This is a genomic window from Paenibacillus pasadenensis (assembly GCF_023715725.1).
Lineage (GTDB): Bacteria > Bacillota > Bacilli > Paenibacillales > Paenibacillaceae > Paenibacillus_O > Paenibacillus_O pasadenensis_A.
This window is the reverse complement of record NZ_JAMBOT010000003.1, coordinates 193,367-209,724: the sequence shown is the minus strand read 5'-3', so window position 1 is coordinate 209,724 and position 16,358 is coordinate 193,367. Positions and strand designations below refer to the sequence as shown.

Here is a 16,358-nt window from a genome sequence, read left to right as displayed (position 1 = left end):
AGCTGAAAGTCTATGAATGGCCAAGTCCGCGGCTCATAGCCGCAATCAGACGGCCGGTCCGGTCAAGTCCGTACTCCCAGAACATAAGGCCGCCAATGCCTTGCTCGCGAATATAGGCGCATTTGGCTTCAATGGACTGCTCATCCTCATAAGATACAAACGTATCCCCGTTGAACAGGTAAGGAGCTTGCGCTTCCTCGTCCCAATAGCGGCGGAAACCTTGCACATCGATGTACTTCTCGGCAAGATCGGTATAATTAGGGCCGTAGCCGCCGGTGGAAGAGGCCATCTGATGCAGGCCGTTGTTAATATCGGGCACGCCTGTCCACAAACGGGAGTAGAACGCGGCTCCGAGCACGATTTTGGCATGAGGCACTCCTGCTCCTGTGAACAGACGCACGGAGGCGTCAGCGCTAATGCGGAACAGATCGCCTGGCGGCGTGTACAGATTTGTATGATGACCTGTAAGAACCTGGAAACCGCCGCGCATGTCATAGGTCATCAGCTGGATAAAATCCAGAAGCGGATGAACTTGATCTATTTCGGTGCCATCCAAATAGTACTGATCCGCTCCAGCGGCGATTGTCAGCAAATAACGGCGGCCTTCAGCCGCCCCTTTGCGGTCGAGCGCCTCACGCAGCTCGCGCAGGAGCAGAGTGAAGTTCTGTTTATCCGCTGTGCTGCTGGCAATGCCGGCAACGCCATAACTCGGATATTCCCAATCGAGATCGATGCCGTCCAGCGGCAGCTCCTTCAGCGCGCGCAGCGCGGAAGACGCCATGGAGGCGCGGCCCTCCGCCGTGGAAGCCGCTTCGGAAAAGCCTCCTGCGCTCCAGCCGCCGATGGACAGAATGATTTGCAGCTGAGGATAATCCGCTTTAATCCGGCGCAGAACATCGATATGCTGCAAATGAGAGATGATAATTTCGTCATTATTGACATGGCCGAAGGCCAGATTCAGATGGGTCAGCTGCTGCAAGTCATGCTCGGTCATTAAAGGCAGATGGCGGTCATTGACATAACCCGCCCGAATATATGTTGTCACTGACATTCCTCCCAGAGCCTGCGGACGTTGTCCATTGCGATGCGCGACGCTTCGCGGCATTCTTCCATGCCCTCAAATTCAACCGTAATATACCCGTCATAGCCGGACTCCTTGACCAGCCGGATCAGCTTGCGGATTGGCAGATCGCCGTGTCCGACGATTGCGCCGCGCATGTAATTGCCGTGCGAGGAGCGGAACCAGTAGCCGCCTCCCGGATTCTGATCGAAAGGACGCAGATAAAAATCCTTAAAGTGGACAAGGGAAGCATATGGAAGATTATTCATGACGCCTACAATCGGGTCCTCGTCCACGCAAAGGAAGTTGCCGACATCCAGTGTCGTGCGGAAGTTCGGACGGTCTACGGCGCGCAGAATGCGCTGGACGCGATCGCTGGATTGAGCGCTGAAGCCATGGTTCTCAATCGTTGTTGTAATGCCGAATCCGGCGGCATAGTCGGCGATCTGCCGTGATCCTTCCACCATTTCCGCCAAATGATCGTCGAACCAGTCCATGCTCATCTGTTCCTTCGGGATCGTAAAGGCCGTCACATCATGGCGCATATGGCGGACGCCCATGCGGGCGCACAGATCCACATGCTCCTTAATCCGCGCCACTTCAGCATCAAAAGCCTCCGGAGTGTCCTGAACAAAGTTGGCCGGCATGCAATAGTTGGACAGATCGATGCCGCGCTCGCGGGCTTTTTCGCGGACGGCGTCAGCCAGCTCCGGATTATCGACAAGCGTGTAGCCGTAAGGGACCATTTCCATATGCTCACCGCCGTTGTCGGCGATCCAGTCGATGGCGTCCAATACGGTCATTTCCCCCGCCTTAATGGCGTTCAGCAGGCTGTACGTGCTAAGTCCCAGCTTCATTGCTTCTCCTCCTTTGTGTGACAAGGCCACAAGTGCGCAAGCTGGGCCAAGGGCCGGCTCTGCGTTGCAGCGGCTTCGGCCTTTGGCTCAGCTTAAAAGCATATTAACGAGTAAGGCGAACGGACAGGGCAATCGGTGCTTCGCCGGAGCGAATTGCTTCCGGCAGTTTGACGGACCAGCCTAGCTCCGTTTTCTCCAGCTCAAGCTGCGTGCCTGCGGCATCGCCGAAGCCGAGCAGCTCAGCGCGTGCAAACGATCCGTCCAGCGGCAGCTCCAGACGCTCTTCCATCGCCTCGCCTTCCGCATAAAGGCGGATTGCGTACACATCGCTGCCTTTAGACGTAAAGTTTAGCTTGCCCGCTTGATACGGCGCAATCGGACGCGTGCCGTAGATCGCATCGCCGTTTTCCTTCAGCCAAGCGCCAATGCCTTTCATGCGCTCGATGGCTGTTTTCGGCAGGCGGCCGTCCGGCTGCGGAGCGACGTTGAGCGCCAGGTTGCCGCCTTTGGCTACGATTTCGACGAGCAGGTGAATGAGATGGCGAAGCGATTTGTAATCGTCCTCGAAACGGAAGCTGAAGGCTGTGCCCATCGTAATGTTGCTTTCCCAAGGAATGAACAGCGGGTCTTTCGGCAGTGTTTGCTCCGGCGTGACGAGATTTTCGTATTTGCCGCCGATGGTGCGGTCTGCGCAGAGCAGCCAAGGCTGAATCTGGCGGGCTTTCTCAACAACCTCGCCAAGGCGAATGTCTTGTCCGCTGCGCGGGCCTACCCATCCGGCGTCTAACCACAGCATATCGATGCGGCCGTAATTTGTCATCAGCTCCATGATTTGCTCATGGGTAAATTGGATAAACTTCTCCCACAGCCATGGATATTTAGCCGGGTCGTACGACGGGCCGCGGTTCGTTTCTTTATGCGGCATGTCCGGGGACCAGTAATAAGGCGTGTGCCAGTCGGCCTTGGAGAAATAAGCGCTGATAGCAATGCCGCGCTCGCGGAAGGCGTCAAACAGCTGGCGGCAGACGTCGGCGTACCGATGCGTATGGAAAGGCGTATCTTTGCCCGTAACGGAGTAGTCGGTCGTTTTGGTATCCCACATGCAGAAGCCGTCATGATGTTTGGTCGTGAACGTCAGATAACGGAAGCCGTTGTCCGCAGCAAGATCGGCCCACAGCTCCGGCTGGAAACGAAGCGGGTTGAACGTGCGGTTCAGTCCATAAACCTCGCGGCGGATCTGCTCGGAGTCCGTCGTCCAGTCTACGCTTTCGCGGGACCATTCCGCGTCGACATCGTCAAGCGCCCAGGATTCCACGATACCGAGCTGCGCATAGGTGCCCCAGTGCATCATAAGACCGAGCTTTTGATCGCGGAACCAGTCCAGACGCTCCAGCAATTCCGGCTCCTCCGGCCATACATAGTCTTTTTCCTCGGTGTAGTTGTGCACGCCTTGGACAACGATATCTTCGCCTTCCAGATCGGTTTCTGCGGCTTGTTGGACTGGTGTTTCCAGCTCGGATTGAACGTCTTGCTGCTCTTTGCTCATAGTTGGTTCTCCTTCCGCAGGACTCCGCTACGCGCAGCCCTGATTCCAATTTGTCTATAGGCTCTGTTATCATGGAACTATATATTTCGTAAATTCTGTTAGGCTGTTAGGCCGATATATTGAAAAACATAGATAAGCCAGCGATTTAAGTTAGGCTTATCAGGGGAGGTCCGACTGGCGGTGAACAAGAGTTACTTGAAATCACGCCTGTTTTTGAACTATGCGCTTTCTTATCTGCTTGTTCTGCTTGTGCCGCTCGTTTTGTTTGCGGTTGCGATTTCGCAAAGCGCCTCAAACAATCTGCGCAGCGAGGTAGAACGCGCTCATTTTAATCAGTTAACCCAAGCCCGCAATACGGTTGATTCCCGCATGAGGGATCTGCTGACGGTTGCGTCGCGCATTTCCTATGATACAAGGCTGACCGCGTTTCGTTCGCATGATCCGTACTTCGGCAATGAAGCGATTAAAGCGCTGGACCAATACAAAGCGTCGAACGAGATGATCGGCGAGTTGTTTCTCTACTTCCGCGGCGACGACAGGGTGTTTTCTTCCGTGGGCATGTCGACTCTCGATGTATTCCATAGTGGATACGCTTTCCGCAACTGGGAGAAAACCGAAGTGGAGAAGGCGTTGAACGAAGTTCGGTTTCCAACGCTAAGCCCTGCTGATCTCGTTCGCCGGAACGTGGGTCCGGAGCAGTCCATGATGGCCTATATGGTTCCGATTACGCCCAATCATCCCAACCCTAATGCAACGGTCATGTATTTGATTGAAGAGTCGCAGTTTAACGGCCTGATTTCATCCATCCTGGGCAATTATCAAGGTCTGACTTACGTGTTCGATGAAAAAGGCCAAGTGCTGACTTCAACAAGCCGCGGCGAGAGCGTAAGCAATGCGGATGTTGACCGCCTGTTTAAACAGCCCGAAGGCATTCACAGCCTGAAGCTGAACGATACCACCCATTCCGTCGTATCGGTTAAGTCCGAGCAGAACGGGTGGACCTACGTAACAGCTATGCCAAGCAATCAGTTTTTCTCGAGTGTCGTCAAGCTTCGCAGCATTATGATTCTAGTCCTTGCCGCATTTGCCGCCGCCGGGATCGCTGTAGCGCTGCTGCTTGCCCGCCGCCTGTACGGCCCGATTTCCGAGCTAGCGGCGTTTGCCAGCTCGCGGGTGAAGCAGCCGGCGTCGGGCGGTATGCAGCGGGACGAGCTGAGCCGAATCCGCAGCGTGCTCCAGCATTCCAGCCGGATGGCCGATCTGCAGGAGCCGCATGCGCGGAGTCACGCCCTGTTAATGCTGCTTAAGTACGGCGGCCCCGCCAGCATGACGGAGGAGCTGCTGCAGGCGCTCAAGCTGAGCTTCGATCAGGATCGTTATTCAGTCATCGTGCTGGGCTGGGAGGATGAGCAAGCGACCGATCCCGCTATTTACGCCGGTCTGCAGGAGCTTGATCTTCCCTCAGCAGGAGCAAAGGTGTATGGCATAGAGCTTCCAGAGCCGCGCCGAATGGCGTTAATCGTAGGCTTGGCGGCTGGAGGGGCAATTGAACCAGGAAGCAATGACCCGCTGCAGCATGTTCTGGACGAAGTTCAGCGGATTTCCGATGAGGCAGGGTTATCTAAGCCGTCAATCGGAGCCGGGCGGTTATACGACAGCCCGAATCAGCTGAGCCAATCCTATATTGAGGCGCTGTCTGCCTTTGAATCCAGACATGCCTCGGGGGCCGGAACGGTGAGCCGGTTCGACGCTATCCCGCAAGGCCGGGAAGAAGCGAGCTGGCTTCCGCCGGGATTGCTCATGAAGCTGACTCTGGCCTTGAAACAGGGCAGCTACGAAGTAACGGCGCCTACCATAAAAGAATGTCTGAATTACATCGCCGAGAGCGGCGCATCGCCGCAGCTTGCGCGGGCAATGAGCTTTGATGTGCTGAACACGATGCTGCGGGCCGCTTCGGAGCTTGGCATGCTGACAAGCGACATTCCATCGCTGATCTCCTTCCGCTCCGTGGATGCGCTGGAGGAGCCGATGCTGGCGCTTGCCAGCCGAATCTGCTCCGAGGCGGAATCGAGAGCTCAGACAGAGGAGAGATCGCTGCTAGACCGCGCTTTAACCTACATTCATGCCCATTACGCCGACCATTCGCTTAGTCTGGAATCCGTCGCCGACGAGCACGGGTTGTCTCCTTCTTATTTCAGCCGCTCCTTCAAGGAGAAAACCGGCCAAAACTTTACCACCTACGTCTGGCAGTTAAGGGTGGAAGAAGTGAAACGGCTGCTGGACGAAACGAACGAGCCGATTAAAGACATTATCCCGCGCGTCGGCTACCTGGATGCGCCGAATTTTATCCGCAAGTTCAAAAAGGAAACCGGCATGACGCCTGGCCAGTACCGCAAACGCGGCAGCGACGCAGGTACAGAAAGCGAATAAATGCGTAGAAAACGCGTGCGGCCAGCCGCACGCGTTTTCTGTGTCTTCTCTAAAGCTGAAGCGATTGGTTTGGCTCGATTATTTCGTCGAGTTCCAACGATCGTAAGCCGTTTGGTAGATTTCCACGACGCGGTCGCTGCCCATTTTCTTCAGCTGAGCAACATATTTGTCCCAGTTCGCCAGCGGCTCTTGGCCGGTAACAAACTTCGCTTCCATTTGCTCAACATACGGGTTGAGATCGGAGAACAGGGCCGTAATTTCCGTTTGCTCTTCCGGCGTCAGGAATACGTTTGGCATAGGCGTTTTAGCGTATGGCTCGATTTTGTTTTTCAGCTCTTCTTTGAACCAAAGGTCAAAATCGGATTCCAGGCCTTTTTTCGTTTCCGGCAGGTTGATGCCCGGAGCTACGATGCCATAGTTAGGCGTAAGCTTGCCTCTGTAGTCGTCGTATTTCTCGCCGTTTGGAACCGGCAGGAATTTTTTCTCTTTTGTTTCTTTGTTCGTGTACTCCCAAAGCGTGCCCTCTGGACCAAGATCCATCAGAGCCGCGCCGTCTACGCCGTACATGTAGTCAACCCAGCGCATTGCCGCCTCAGGATTCGGGTTCGTCTTGGAAATCGCGAACTGGCCGTATGCGGATTGGCCCGGGTGTTTGCCGTATACCGGAGAGTCGGCAATTTCGCTCTTCACCAGCGCCATCATAGGATGTTTCGTGTTTTGGTCTTCTTTGAACGGCATGTAAGGGTGGTATGCGTCAAATACGCCGACCTGGTTGTTTTTGATTTTTGCTTCTTTTTGCTCGTTCGTTTGCGAGAACGTTTCATGGTCAAGCAGGTCTTCGCTCCACAGCTTGTTCAGGAACGTCAGATAACCTTTGTAGCCTTCTTCTTGCGGCGAGTAGTGTACTTTGCCTTCTTTGTCGGCATAGTATTGCTCGTTGTACATGCCCCAGAAGCCCATGAAGAACATGCGCAGATCCGTCAGCTTAACCGAAGCGAGCGGGATTTCGTCGGCTTTGCCGTTTCCGTTCGGATCTTCGGTTTTTACGCGCTTCAGGTAAGTGTATAGCTCATCCGTCGTTTTAGGCAGCTCTTTGATGTTCAACGCTTTCAGGAAATCGCCGTTGTACCACATCGGGTTGCGGTAAAGGACAGCAGTCGGATTGATGAACGGCAGCGCGAAGATATGGCCGTCCGGCGTTGTGATATTTTTGCGGATGTTCGGATTCGCATCCAGAATTTTTTTCAGGTTAGGCGCATATTGGTCGATCAGATCTTCCAGCGGAAGCAGAACGCCTTGGTCGCCGTACGTTACTTGCTCAGACGGCAGAAGGTCAGCCGCGTAGAACATGTCCGGGTAGGTGCCGCTGGCGAAAACGAGGTTCTTTTTCGTTGCAAAGCTGTCGCTTGGAGCGTTTTGGAACGTCAGCTTGATGTTTGTCAGCTTCTCCAGTTCTTTCAAAGAAGCCATATCTTCCCATTTGGCATGACCTACGTCAGGAGCCATCAAGGACAGGGTAAGAGGTTCTTTCACGATAGGCATTCCATCTTTGGAAACGTTGCTTTCCGCGCCGGCTCCGCCGGTGTTATTTGTGTTGTTTTCTGCGGAATTTCCGCCCGAACAAGCAGCCAGTGTTGTTGCAACAAGGCTCAGGCCGATTACGGAAGCCATAAGCTTGCTCAGGTTTTTGCGAGGTTTCGTCATTGTCGATATCCCCTTTAGTGTAGTTGAACTCTATATTATCATCAGCCCTTAACGGAACCGATCATAACCCCTTGAACAAAGTAACGCTGCAGGAACGGGTACACCACGATAATTGGCAGCGTCGAGACGATAATGACCGCATATTTGACCAGCGAGGCGAGCTCCGCCTTGTTGTTCATCGCTTCCGCCGTCGAGCCTTCAATCATGCCGCCGGTTGCAGCGGACATTTGCTGCAGGACGAGAATTTGCCGCAAAACCATCTGCAGCGGATAGCGCGCCTCGTCATTTAGATAGATCAAAGCGGAGAAGTAGCTGTTCCACTGGGCAACGCCGTAGAACAGGGACATGACCGCAATAATCGGCATGGACAACGGGATGATGACGGTGAAGAACAGACGCGTCGTCGAAGCGCCGTCGATCTGCGCCGCCTCTTCCAGCTCCCGCGGAATGGTGGACTGGAAGAACGTCCGGGTAACGATGATGTTGTAGATGCTTGCGGCACTTGGAATGACGATGGCCCAGATCGTGTTGATCATGCCAAGATCCTTAACGAGCAGGTAACTTGGGACGAGGCCGCCGCTGAAGAACATCGTAACCATGAACATGCCCATGAAGAAATTCCGTCCGACAAAATCCTTCCGGGACATCGCATAGGCGGCTGGAAGCGTTATGGCCAGGCTGATGGCCGTTCCGAGCACGGTGTAAATAATCGTATTGAGGTAGCCGGTCCAGATCTTTCCTTCCTGGAAGACGCGTTTGTAGCCTTCAAACGTCAGATCCTTCGGGAAAAGCCACATCTCGCCGGAGTTCACGTATTGCGGATTGCTTATGGATGCGCTGACGATGTAGATCAGCGGATAAGCGACGATAATCAAGGCGATCGTCAGGTAAATATAGTTGGCGGCGAGAAAGAGGCGGTCTCCTTTCGACTCCTTGATTGCAGTGGTTTGCATAAAGCCTCAGCCTCCTTTCCTTGTCATGCTAAAAGCTAATGGACGAGCATTGCCGCGGAACTACCAGAGGCTGTTCTGGCTCATGCGGCGAACGAGCTGATTAATGGTGATAAGCAGGATACAGTTGATGACCGAGTTGAACAGGCCGACAGCAGTGGAGAAGCTGTATTGCGCATCCACAAGACCGGATTTGTAGACGAACGTAGCGATAATGTTCGACGATTCCATGTTGAGCGGATTTTGAAGCAGCAATACTTTCTCGAAACCGATGTTGAGCATGTTGCCGACGTTCAGGATAAGCAGGATCGTCATCGTCGGCACAATGGTCGGAATGTTGATATGACGCATCCGCTGCCAGCGGTTCGCGCCGTCGATAATCGCGGCCTCATGCAGCCCTGGATCGACGCCGGACAACGCGGCCAGATAAATAATCGTACCCCAGCCGGCACCTTGCCACACGCCGGACAAGACGTACATCGTTTTAAACCAGGCCGGATCGGTTAGGAAGTCCGGAGGGTTAATTCCAACCCACTCCATCATGTGGATCAGGATGCCGTTCGAAGGGGACAGGAACGTAATGATCATGCCCGCCATAACGACGACGGAAATAAAGTGAGGCGCGTAAGTTATGGTTTGGACCAGCTTTTTGAAGAAGCCGGTTCTCACCTCGTTGAATGCAAGCGCCAAAATAATTGGAACCGGGAAGCCGATAGCCAGCTCGTATACGCTAAGGGACAGCGTATTCCAGATAATGTCCCAGAAATAGTAGGAATCAAAGAAGCGGGTGAAGTGGTCGAAGCCGACCCATTTGCTTCCGGAGAATCCTAGTGTTGGAACGTAATTTTTGAATGCAATCTGGATGCCGTACATTGGTCCGTACGCGAAAATGAGGAAGAAGAAGAATGCTGGAGCGATGAAAATGTAGAGCTCCCAGTTTCGGGTAACCCGCCTCCAGTTATTCCGACCTTTAGTCTTAGATAGCTGCGCATTGTCATTAGGAGACGAAGCGCCTTGATTGGAGTATGGGGTCGATTGCATTCGTTCACCTCCTTTAATGGGATTTGGCGGCAATACTATGCTTTAGCTTTCCAATCAGAACGGAGTTCCATTCAAAAGCAGCATCGCTAATGTTAGGAACCTAACTGTTAGCCCGTTCGGAGTGAAGCGGTGCATGTAAAGCGTTTACAAACACTATACCGGGACTTGCGGAGGATTGAGAATATGTCTTTTTTACGTTCTCGTAAAGGCGGAGTTAAATGTGTTGATTCTGATGAAAAATGTGAAATTGTCCTTGATATATAAGGGTTTTTCAGACGATGTGTCGGTTTTGACAACTGCGGTTTTGTGGGAATGACAAATTGAACCCATCCAAAAAGCTTGGCCTAACTAACAATGTCATGCCAATGTTAGCCCTGTTGCTTCCAGAGAAAGGAGGTATTGGAGAATTGCCTAACTTACATATTTATGACAATTGGAGGGGGAGTGAAGTGAATCGAAAGAACTAGGCAAGCGGGAAAAGGCTGCGAAAAATAACAAAACAGCCGGAGCGGCAGGCTCCGGCTGTGCTGTGTAAATCAATATTTGTATCGTTTGGTTAACAATTGACTGTCGACATGGGTGACGCCGGGAATCGGGTATAAGCGTTCTTGCATAAAGAGCTCCATTTCGGCCAAATTTGCAAACAAAGCATGCATATGAAGCCGGTTAGGTCCGGTCAGGCGGCTAAGCTCCGTTACGGCTGGTTCAAGCGCGATCCGTTCGGCCGCTTCATGAATTTGCTTAGGCTCCACCTCGATCAGAAAAAAGGCGTTTACGCCAAGTCCGATTTTTTCCGGGTGCACGAGCAGCGTAAAGCGTTCGATGACGCCATTTTCGATAAGTGCATTTACTCTTGCTTGGACGCCGACCCTGGAGATGCCGACCTCCTTGCTAATATCGGTATAAGACATGCGGGAGTTGGCCCGCAGCAGTTCTGTAATGCGGCGGTCAATCTCATCCAGCTTGGTCAGCGGAATAAAGGCTCCAGGCCGCGTAGGCAGGGATGACATAGCAATCGTCTCCTTCGTGCAGGCGGTCAGAATAAACGAATGGAAATGTTGGGTCTTACTGCCTAATGATAGCTTGTAAACGGTTGCTTGACAACTTACTTCCTTATTATTCCTATAAAACGATCAGCCGATGGAGCGCTTCTCTAAGCATTGACCACCGTCCCGAAACGGCCAGCGCGGAGCGCTGCGCCTCGAAATGCTCCCGCCCCGGACTGCCCGGAGGACAGCCGGCATGAGTGAGCAGATTGGACACCGGCTGATTAAAACGAAGCAGGTATCCCGCAGCTTCCAGCATAGAGCGGAACGTACCGATTAAAGGAAGATAGATGCCGGAGCTTTCGGCGTCAAGCCGGTAAACTTCATCGAGCACAAGATGAACGTGATGAATTCTCATTGGATTGGGGATGTAGCAAAGCAGCAGTACGAGCAGACTGATTTGCCGGTATTTTTGCTGAAAAAGAAAAAAGTTCGTTTGCGCCTCGATGTTGACAGAGGGATATACCGGATGCTCCTGATGGTACACATAAGGATGGCGGATATGGGCGAACCGGAATCCCTGCAGATGCAGACGATAGCCAAGCTCCAGATCGTCCCATCCGTAACCGGAGTACTCCTCAAACAGCCCGAACTGTTGAAACACGGTTCTTGCCACCGAAAGATTGCCCGTATGGCTAATGAGCCAGGGGAGATGGAAGCCGAGCAATCTGTCTCCGTGCAGCTGCAGAATCTCTTCTTCATAGTGGGCTTCAAAAGGCTTTTGCACGGCGAGCGTACGGAAAGCGCCTCTGTGAATCTCTTCGCGTCCAAACAGCTGCTGAGGTTTGCCGGTTGCGATAAAGTCATTCCAAAAGGAATGAAGCGAGGGCTGCTGGCTCAAAAGCCGATATGCTTCATTTAATTGACCCGCGTTAAAACCCGGATCTAACTGCGTATAAACCCCCTTCATCGTCAGCACGCCGGATGCAAGCAGCCTGCTGTCTTGCTGATGAAGCGATAAATGAGATTCAAGAAAACCAGGCTCCACAAGGACTTCGGCATCGAGGAAAATAACGATTTCTCCTTCTGCGATGCGGATGCCTGCATTTCGCGCCGCCGGACGCCCCGCATTGACAGGAAGCTTAAGCAGCCGCAGCCGGTACGGGAAGCTCCAATTGTGCGGAATGTCCGACGTTGAGTCGGAGGACGCGTCGTCGATAAGAATCACTTCATATTGATTTGGCGGTACGGTTTGTTGTTCTAGCGAAAACAAGGTGAGTAGATTCTGGGGGAACTTGTTGTGGCTGGGAATAATGACGCTGATTAACATGGCGTAGTGATACACCTCCTGATCGTTCGGATGCTCTCTTCTCTTCTCATGCAGCGCCAAATGGAACGCCGGCCTTTTATAGCAGTCTATGGATTAATAGAGAAAAGGGGCATGGCCGAATGCAGCCGTTCATTCGCCCTTCTTGCAGTTGGACAAGGCGTTCGCCGGGGCCTGTACCGTGCTTGGGAATATGCTGTTGTATGGAAAGGCAAGGAGGGAGCATATTGATCCAGGAGACAACAAACAAGCGGTTTCTGAAATATTTGAAACGTTTGATCGCAGGCGCAGACACTCTGCTGGATATCGGCAGCGGTCCGGGCCATTTGCTTAAAGAGATGAATGCCCGTATGATCGTCGCGCTGGATGTGCATCGTCCATATTTGGAAAATATGGCGGCGCATTCAGCTTTTATCATTCCGGTGAATGCAGACGCCAAGGACGTCAGCAAGCTGTTCGTCAGCCGTTCCTTTGACGTTGTAACGCTTATTGACGTGCTGGAGCATTTTACAAAAGAAGACGGTTTGGAAGTGCTGCGGCAGGCGGAGAGTGTCGCGAAAGAAAGGGTCGTGCTGTTCACTCCACGGGGATTCTTTCCGCAGTCTGGCATAGACCATTACGGAATGAACGGAGAGGTTTATCAGACGCATCGAAGCGGCTGGGAGCCGGAGGAGCTTGAGGAGCTCGGATATGATGTGATTATTATGAAGGGATTGCATGATCGGTCGAACCTTGCGTTTCTTGAAGCGTTTGGCGAAGATCACGAGCCTGTGGATGCTCTGTTTGCTGTGAAGCATATCAAATAGCAAGGATTTGGAGACCCCGGGTCGTAGCCGGGGTCTATTTTTGTGCGGAACGTTGCTCGGATAATAACAATCATTCATTTTTTGGTAACAAATAACTTTTATTTACAGGAATGTAAAGCGGTGTTGGAACAAGCAGGACGCACATAAATTAGAAACAGTGTCATCATAGGAGGCGATTGTCATTGGACAGAAGGTATTTATTTAAGGCGAACAGGCGGCCGCATAAGGATGATGATTGCAAGCCGCATCGAAGGAGCGGATTTATTCCGTTTAGCCCGTATCAGGCGGATCAAATGGAAGAGGTGTTAGAGGGATTTATTGCGGCGCTGCAGTTATTCCCTGAACCTCCGTCCGGCTCGCTGTCAGCCGTATTAAGACAGCTGCAGCAGCTTGTAGACGGCTTGCGCATGTCGATGAGCGACAAGTCCGAGCTGTTGGCAGCCGCAGAGCTGGATATTGTTATTTTTGAGGACTCCGAGGGATGGAGCCCTGCGCTTCAGGCCGCAGTGCAGCAGGTACTGTCGGAGCTGCTGGCGCTTATTCTGGTGGCAGGCGTTTCGAGTCCCGTCAAGGATGATTGGGTTGCATTGGCCAGAACGGCCGCTTCTCTGCTTGCGGCCATATCCGACGCCGGCGGCGGGGGAGGAACCGGAGCTACTGGCGCAACAGGCGCTACCGGCCCGCAGGGCGCGCCGGGCGTTCAAGGGGCGCCTGGAGTCCAAGGTCCGCCGGGAGTACAGGGCCCGGCAGGTACAGCGGGAGCAACCGGAGCCACTGGGGCGACCGGTCCCGATGGAGCGCCGGGCGGTACGACGGGATCGACTGGAGCGACAGGCTCGACGGGCGCAACAGGAGCAACCGGCGCGGGCGCAACCGGCCCGACAGGGGGCATCGGGGCAACCGGCGCGACCGGTTCTACTGGACTCATAGGGCCAACAGGAGCCGGAGTGACTGGTGCGACTGGAGGGACTGGACCGACCGGTGCAACCGGTATTGCTGGGCTCATAGGACCAACAGGAGCCACGGGAGCGGGAGTGACCGGAGCAACCGGCGGTATTGGAGCGACAGGAGCGACGGGTGATACCGGGGCAGCAGGAGCGACCGGAGCCACGGGAGCGGGAGTGACCGGAGCAACTGGCGGTACTGGAGCGACTGGGTCGGCGGGAAGTACCGGAGCGACTGGAGCAACGGGAGTGGGAGTGACCGGTGCAACTGGGGGAACTGGAGCGACTGGGTCGGCGGGAAGTACCGGAGCGACTGGAGCAACGGGAGTGGGAGTGACCGGTGCAACTGGGGGAACTGGAGCAACCGGATCGGCGGGAAGTACCGGAGCGACTGGAGCAACGGGTGGTACTGGAGTGACCGGAGCAACTGGGGGAACCGGAGCAGCAGGAGCGACCGGAGCCACAGGAGCGGGAGTGACAGGTGCGACTGGAGGAACCGGAGATACTGGAGCAACCGGAAATACTGGGGAGACTGGAGCAACTGGAGCGACCGGTGCAACGGGAGGAACCGGAGATACTGGAGCAACTGGAAATACTGGTGCGACAGGAGCAACTGGAGCGACCGGTGCAACGGGAGGAACCGGAGATACTGGAGCAACCGGAAATACTGGTGCGACAGGAGCAACTGGTGCGACCGGCGCAACGGGAGGAACCGGAGATACTGGAGCGACCGGAGATACGGGCGCGACAGGAGCAACTGGAGTGACGGGAGCAACGGGAGGAACCGGAGATACTGGAGCAACCGGAAATACTGGGGAGACTGGAGCAACTGGTGCAACAGGTGCAACGGGAGGAACCGGAGATACTGGAGCAACCGGAAATACTGGGGCGACAGGAGCAACTGGAGCGACCGGCGCAACGGGAGGAACCGGAGAAACTGGAGCGACCGGAGATACGGGCGCGACAGGAGCAACAGGAGCAACGGGAGGAACGGGAGGAACCGGCAGCACTGGAACAACCGGAGCAACAGGAACAACCGGGTCAACGGGAGCAACTGGAGTGACGGGAATTACAGGAGTTACCGGAGCAACAGGGGCAACAGGAGTTACCAGTGCCACTGGCGCTACAGGAACAACCGGAGCCACTGGAGGAACAGGAGCGACCGGTGCGACGGGATCCGCAGGCGGAGGAGCAATAATTCCGTTCTCAAGCGGAGTGCCGATGGCATTAACTACAATAGCCTTGGGGTTGGTGGGGACATACGGATTGGTCGGCTTCGGAAGCGCAGCCGATAGCCTTACAGTTTTAGGGGCCACGATTGACTTAACTGGTGCTGCCGGCACGCTGCTTAACTTTGCTTTCTCTGTACCCAGAGCGGGCACGATTACTTCTCTTGCCGGCTATTTCAGCACAACTCTCGCGCTCAATCTTGTAGGTACAACGGTTACTGTCACAGCCAGTTTGTACAGTTCCTCGACTCCTAACAATATTTTCTCGCCAGTTCCTGGCGCGAGCGTAGTTCTGCCTTCTATTTCAGGAGTAATTGCGATTGGGTCGGTCAGAAACGCTATCACGACCGGATTGAGCATCCCGGTTACGCCACAGGAGCGACTGCTGCTTATTTTCACCGCTTCGGCATCGGGACTAAATTTAATTAATACTGTGGCGGGGTATGGAAGCGCGGGCTTAACGATTGTGTAACGGGTAAATGCAAGGCCTTTCAGCTCCGGCTGGAGGGCCTTTTCTCTTGTATGGAGAAGTTGCTCTATATTTGAACTAGAAGAATGGATTAAACAGGATCGGTTTATAAATAGTTATGGAACGAGTCGCGTAAAGGAGGGATACGATGAAACCAATTCAACGAACTACAGGCTGTTGGCTGGCTGCCTGCACGATTTTGCTATCCGGCTGCGGTACGATTGCGCAGGAGACTGCTCCTCCTGTCCCGTCGGACGCTTTTGTAAATCCGTCAGCGAGTCCGACGGTGCAGCCGCCCCCTTCCGTCTCGGAAGCTCCTTCGCAGGAAGAGACAATTAAGGCCCGCAGCGCCGAGGCGCTGGCGGCTTTGCGCGACGAGAATTATGCCAAGCTGGAGCAGCTTGCCCATTCGGACGGCATAACATTTTCCCCCTACGCGGCTATTCAGCCTGACCGGGCCATTACGCTTACGCCGCAGGAGGCGGGACGACTCAAGGAGGATAAGGAGAAAAAAGTATGGGGAGAGGCGGACGGGACCGGCGATCCGATTGAGCTGGCCTGGCCGGAATATCGCAAACGTTTCGTTTTCGACCGGGATTATACAAAAGCGGAGCGGAGCTCCTTTAATCAACGAATCGGCCAGGGAAATTCGCTGGATAACGCACGAGACACGTATCCCGGCTCTAATGTGACGGAGTATTATTTTGCAGGCACAGAGGAGAACGCCAATATGGACTGGTCCGCTCTGCGGCTCGTCTGGCTGGAGGAGGGCGGGGAGTGGAAGCTGCGCGCAATTGTGCACGACGGCTGGACGATTTGAAGCTGGGCCTGACACAAAGCGACAGGGGGCGAACGGTGCAGGAGCGGGGGAGCGCGAGGCTGTAAGGCAGGCAAATTCACCCTCCCTCTTTTGGCGCGGGGGCAACTATGCTATGATGGATCAGGTTTTTCGGCAGGCAGGAGACGCGACTCCATTGCTGCGGCTTCTGCAATAAGCTGTCGGACGCGG

12 protein-coding genes are annotated in these 16,358 nt (G+C 54.2%); 4 read left to right on the top strand and 8 right to left on the bottom strand.

Annotated features, from left to right (window positions below; all coding sequences use genetic code 11):
- Positions 1-10 precede the first annotated feature (10 nt).
- From M3223_RS10105 to M3223_RS10095, 3 genes are all read right to left on the bottom strand, one after another.
- A complete protein-coding gene (locus M3223_RS10105; protein ID WP_251561175.1) occupies positions 11-1,051 on the bottom strand; it encodes a glycoside hydrolase family 18 protein in 1,041 nt (346 codons plus the stop codon).
- Entirely contained in the window at positions 1,042-1,917 is an 876-nt protein-coding gene (locus M3223_RS10100) for a sugar phosphate isomerase/epimerase family protein (RefSeq protein ID WP_251561174.1), read from the bottom strand. The genes M3223_RS10105 and M3223_RS10100 overlap by 10 nt, the downstream gene beginning before the upstream one ends.
- 103 nt (positions 1,918-2,020) lie before the next feature.
- A complete protein-coding gene (locus tag M3223_RS10095; RefSeq protein ID WP_251561173.1) occupies positions 2,021-3,463 on the bottom strand; it encodes an alpha-L-fucosidase in 1,443 nt (480 codons plus the stop codon).
- Positions 3,464-3,643: 180 nt separating this feature from the next.
- Here M3223_RS10095 and M3223_RS10090 point away from each other — a divergent pair, with 180 nt between their 5' ends.
- Positions 3,644-5,893 carry a helix-turn-helix domain-containing protein gene (locus tag M3223_RS10090; RefSeq protein WP_251561172.1) on the top strand — a complete coding sequence of 750 codons (2,250 nt, stop codon included), beginning with the start codon at positions 3,644-3,646 and terminating at the stop codon, positions 5,891-5,893.
- A gap of 78 nt (positions 5,894-5,971) precedes the next feature.
- Here M3223_RS10090 and M3223_RS10085 read toward each other — a convergent pair whose 3' ends face one another.
- The 5 genes from M3223_RS10085 to M3223_RS10065 form a co-directional block, all read right to left on the bottom strand.
- Positions 5,972-7,597 carry an extracellular solute-binding protein gene (locus M3223_RS10085; RefSeq protein WP_251561171.1) on the bottom strand — a complete coding sequence of 542 codons (1,626 nt, stop codon included), beginning with the start codon at positions 7,595-7,597 and terminating at the stop codon, positions 5,972-5,974.
- A 41-nt stretch (positions 7,598-7,638) separates the two neighbouring features.
- The gene (locus tag M3223_RS10080; protein ID WP_251561170.1) at positions 7,639-8,550 is read right to left on the bottom strand and encodes a carbohydrate ABC transporter permease; all 912 of its coding nucleotides are present in this window, start codon (positions 8,548-8,550) and stop codon (positions 7,639-7,641) included.
- A 60-nt stretch (positions 8,551-8,610) separates the two neighbouring features.
- Entirely contained in the window at positions 8,611-9,588 is a 978-nt protein-coding gene (locus M3223_RS10075; RefSeq protein WP_251561169.1) for an ABC transporter permease, read from the bottom strand.
- 536 nt (positions 9,589-10,124) lie between these two features.
- Positions 10,125-10,598 (bottom strand): Lrp/AsnC family transcriptional regulator, encoded by a 474-nt coding sequence (locus M3223_RS10070; protein WP_251561168.1) that lies wholly within the window; start codon positions 10,596-10,598, stop codon positions 10,125-10,127.
- Positions 10,599-10,710: 112 nt separating this feature from the next.
- Positions 10,711-11,964, bottom strand: coding sequence for a glycosyltransferase (locus M3223_RS10065; RefSeq protein ID WP_251561167.1), 1,254 nt, complete (start codon positions 11,962-11,964; stop codon positions 10,711-10,713).
- 164 nt (positions 11,965-12,128) lie between these two features.
- Here M3223_RS10065 and M3223_RS10060 point away from each other — a divergent pair, with 164 nt between their 5' ends.
- The 3 genes from M3223_RS10060 to M3223_RS10050 all read left to right on the top strand — a co-directional run bounded on the left by M3223_RS10060 (position 12,129) and on the right by M3223_RS10050 (position 16,169).
- Positions 12,129-12,707 (top strand): class I SAM-dependent methyltransferase, encoded by a 579-nt coding sequence (locus tag M3223_RS10060; protein ID WP_251561166.1) that lies wholly within the window; start codon positions 12,129-12,131, stop codon positions 12,705-12,707.
- Between the two features lie 182 nt (positions 12,708-12,889).
- Positions 12,890-15,352, top strand: coding sequence for an exosporium glycoprotein BclB-related protein (locus M3223_RS10055; RefSeq protein ID WP_285891214.1), 2,463 nt, complete (start codon positions 12,890-12,892; stop codon positions 15,350-15,352).
- Positions 15,353-15,497: 145 nt separating this feature from the next.
- Positions 15,498-16,169, top strand: coding sequence for a hypothetical protein (locus M3223_RS10050; protein ID WP_251561165.1), 672 nt, complete (start codon positions 15,498-15,500; stop codon positions 16,167-16,169).
- Positions 16,170-16,358: the final 189 nt, after the last annotated feature.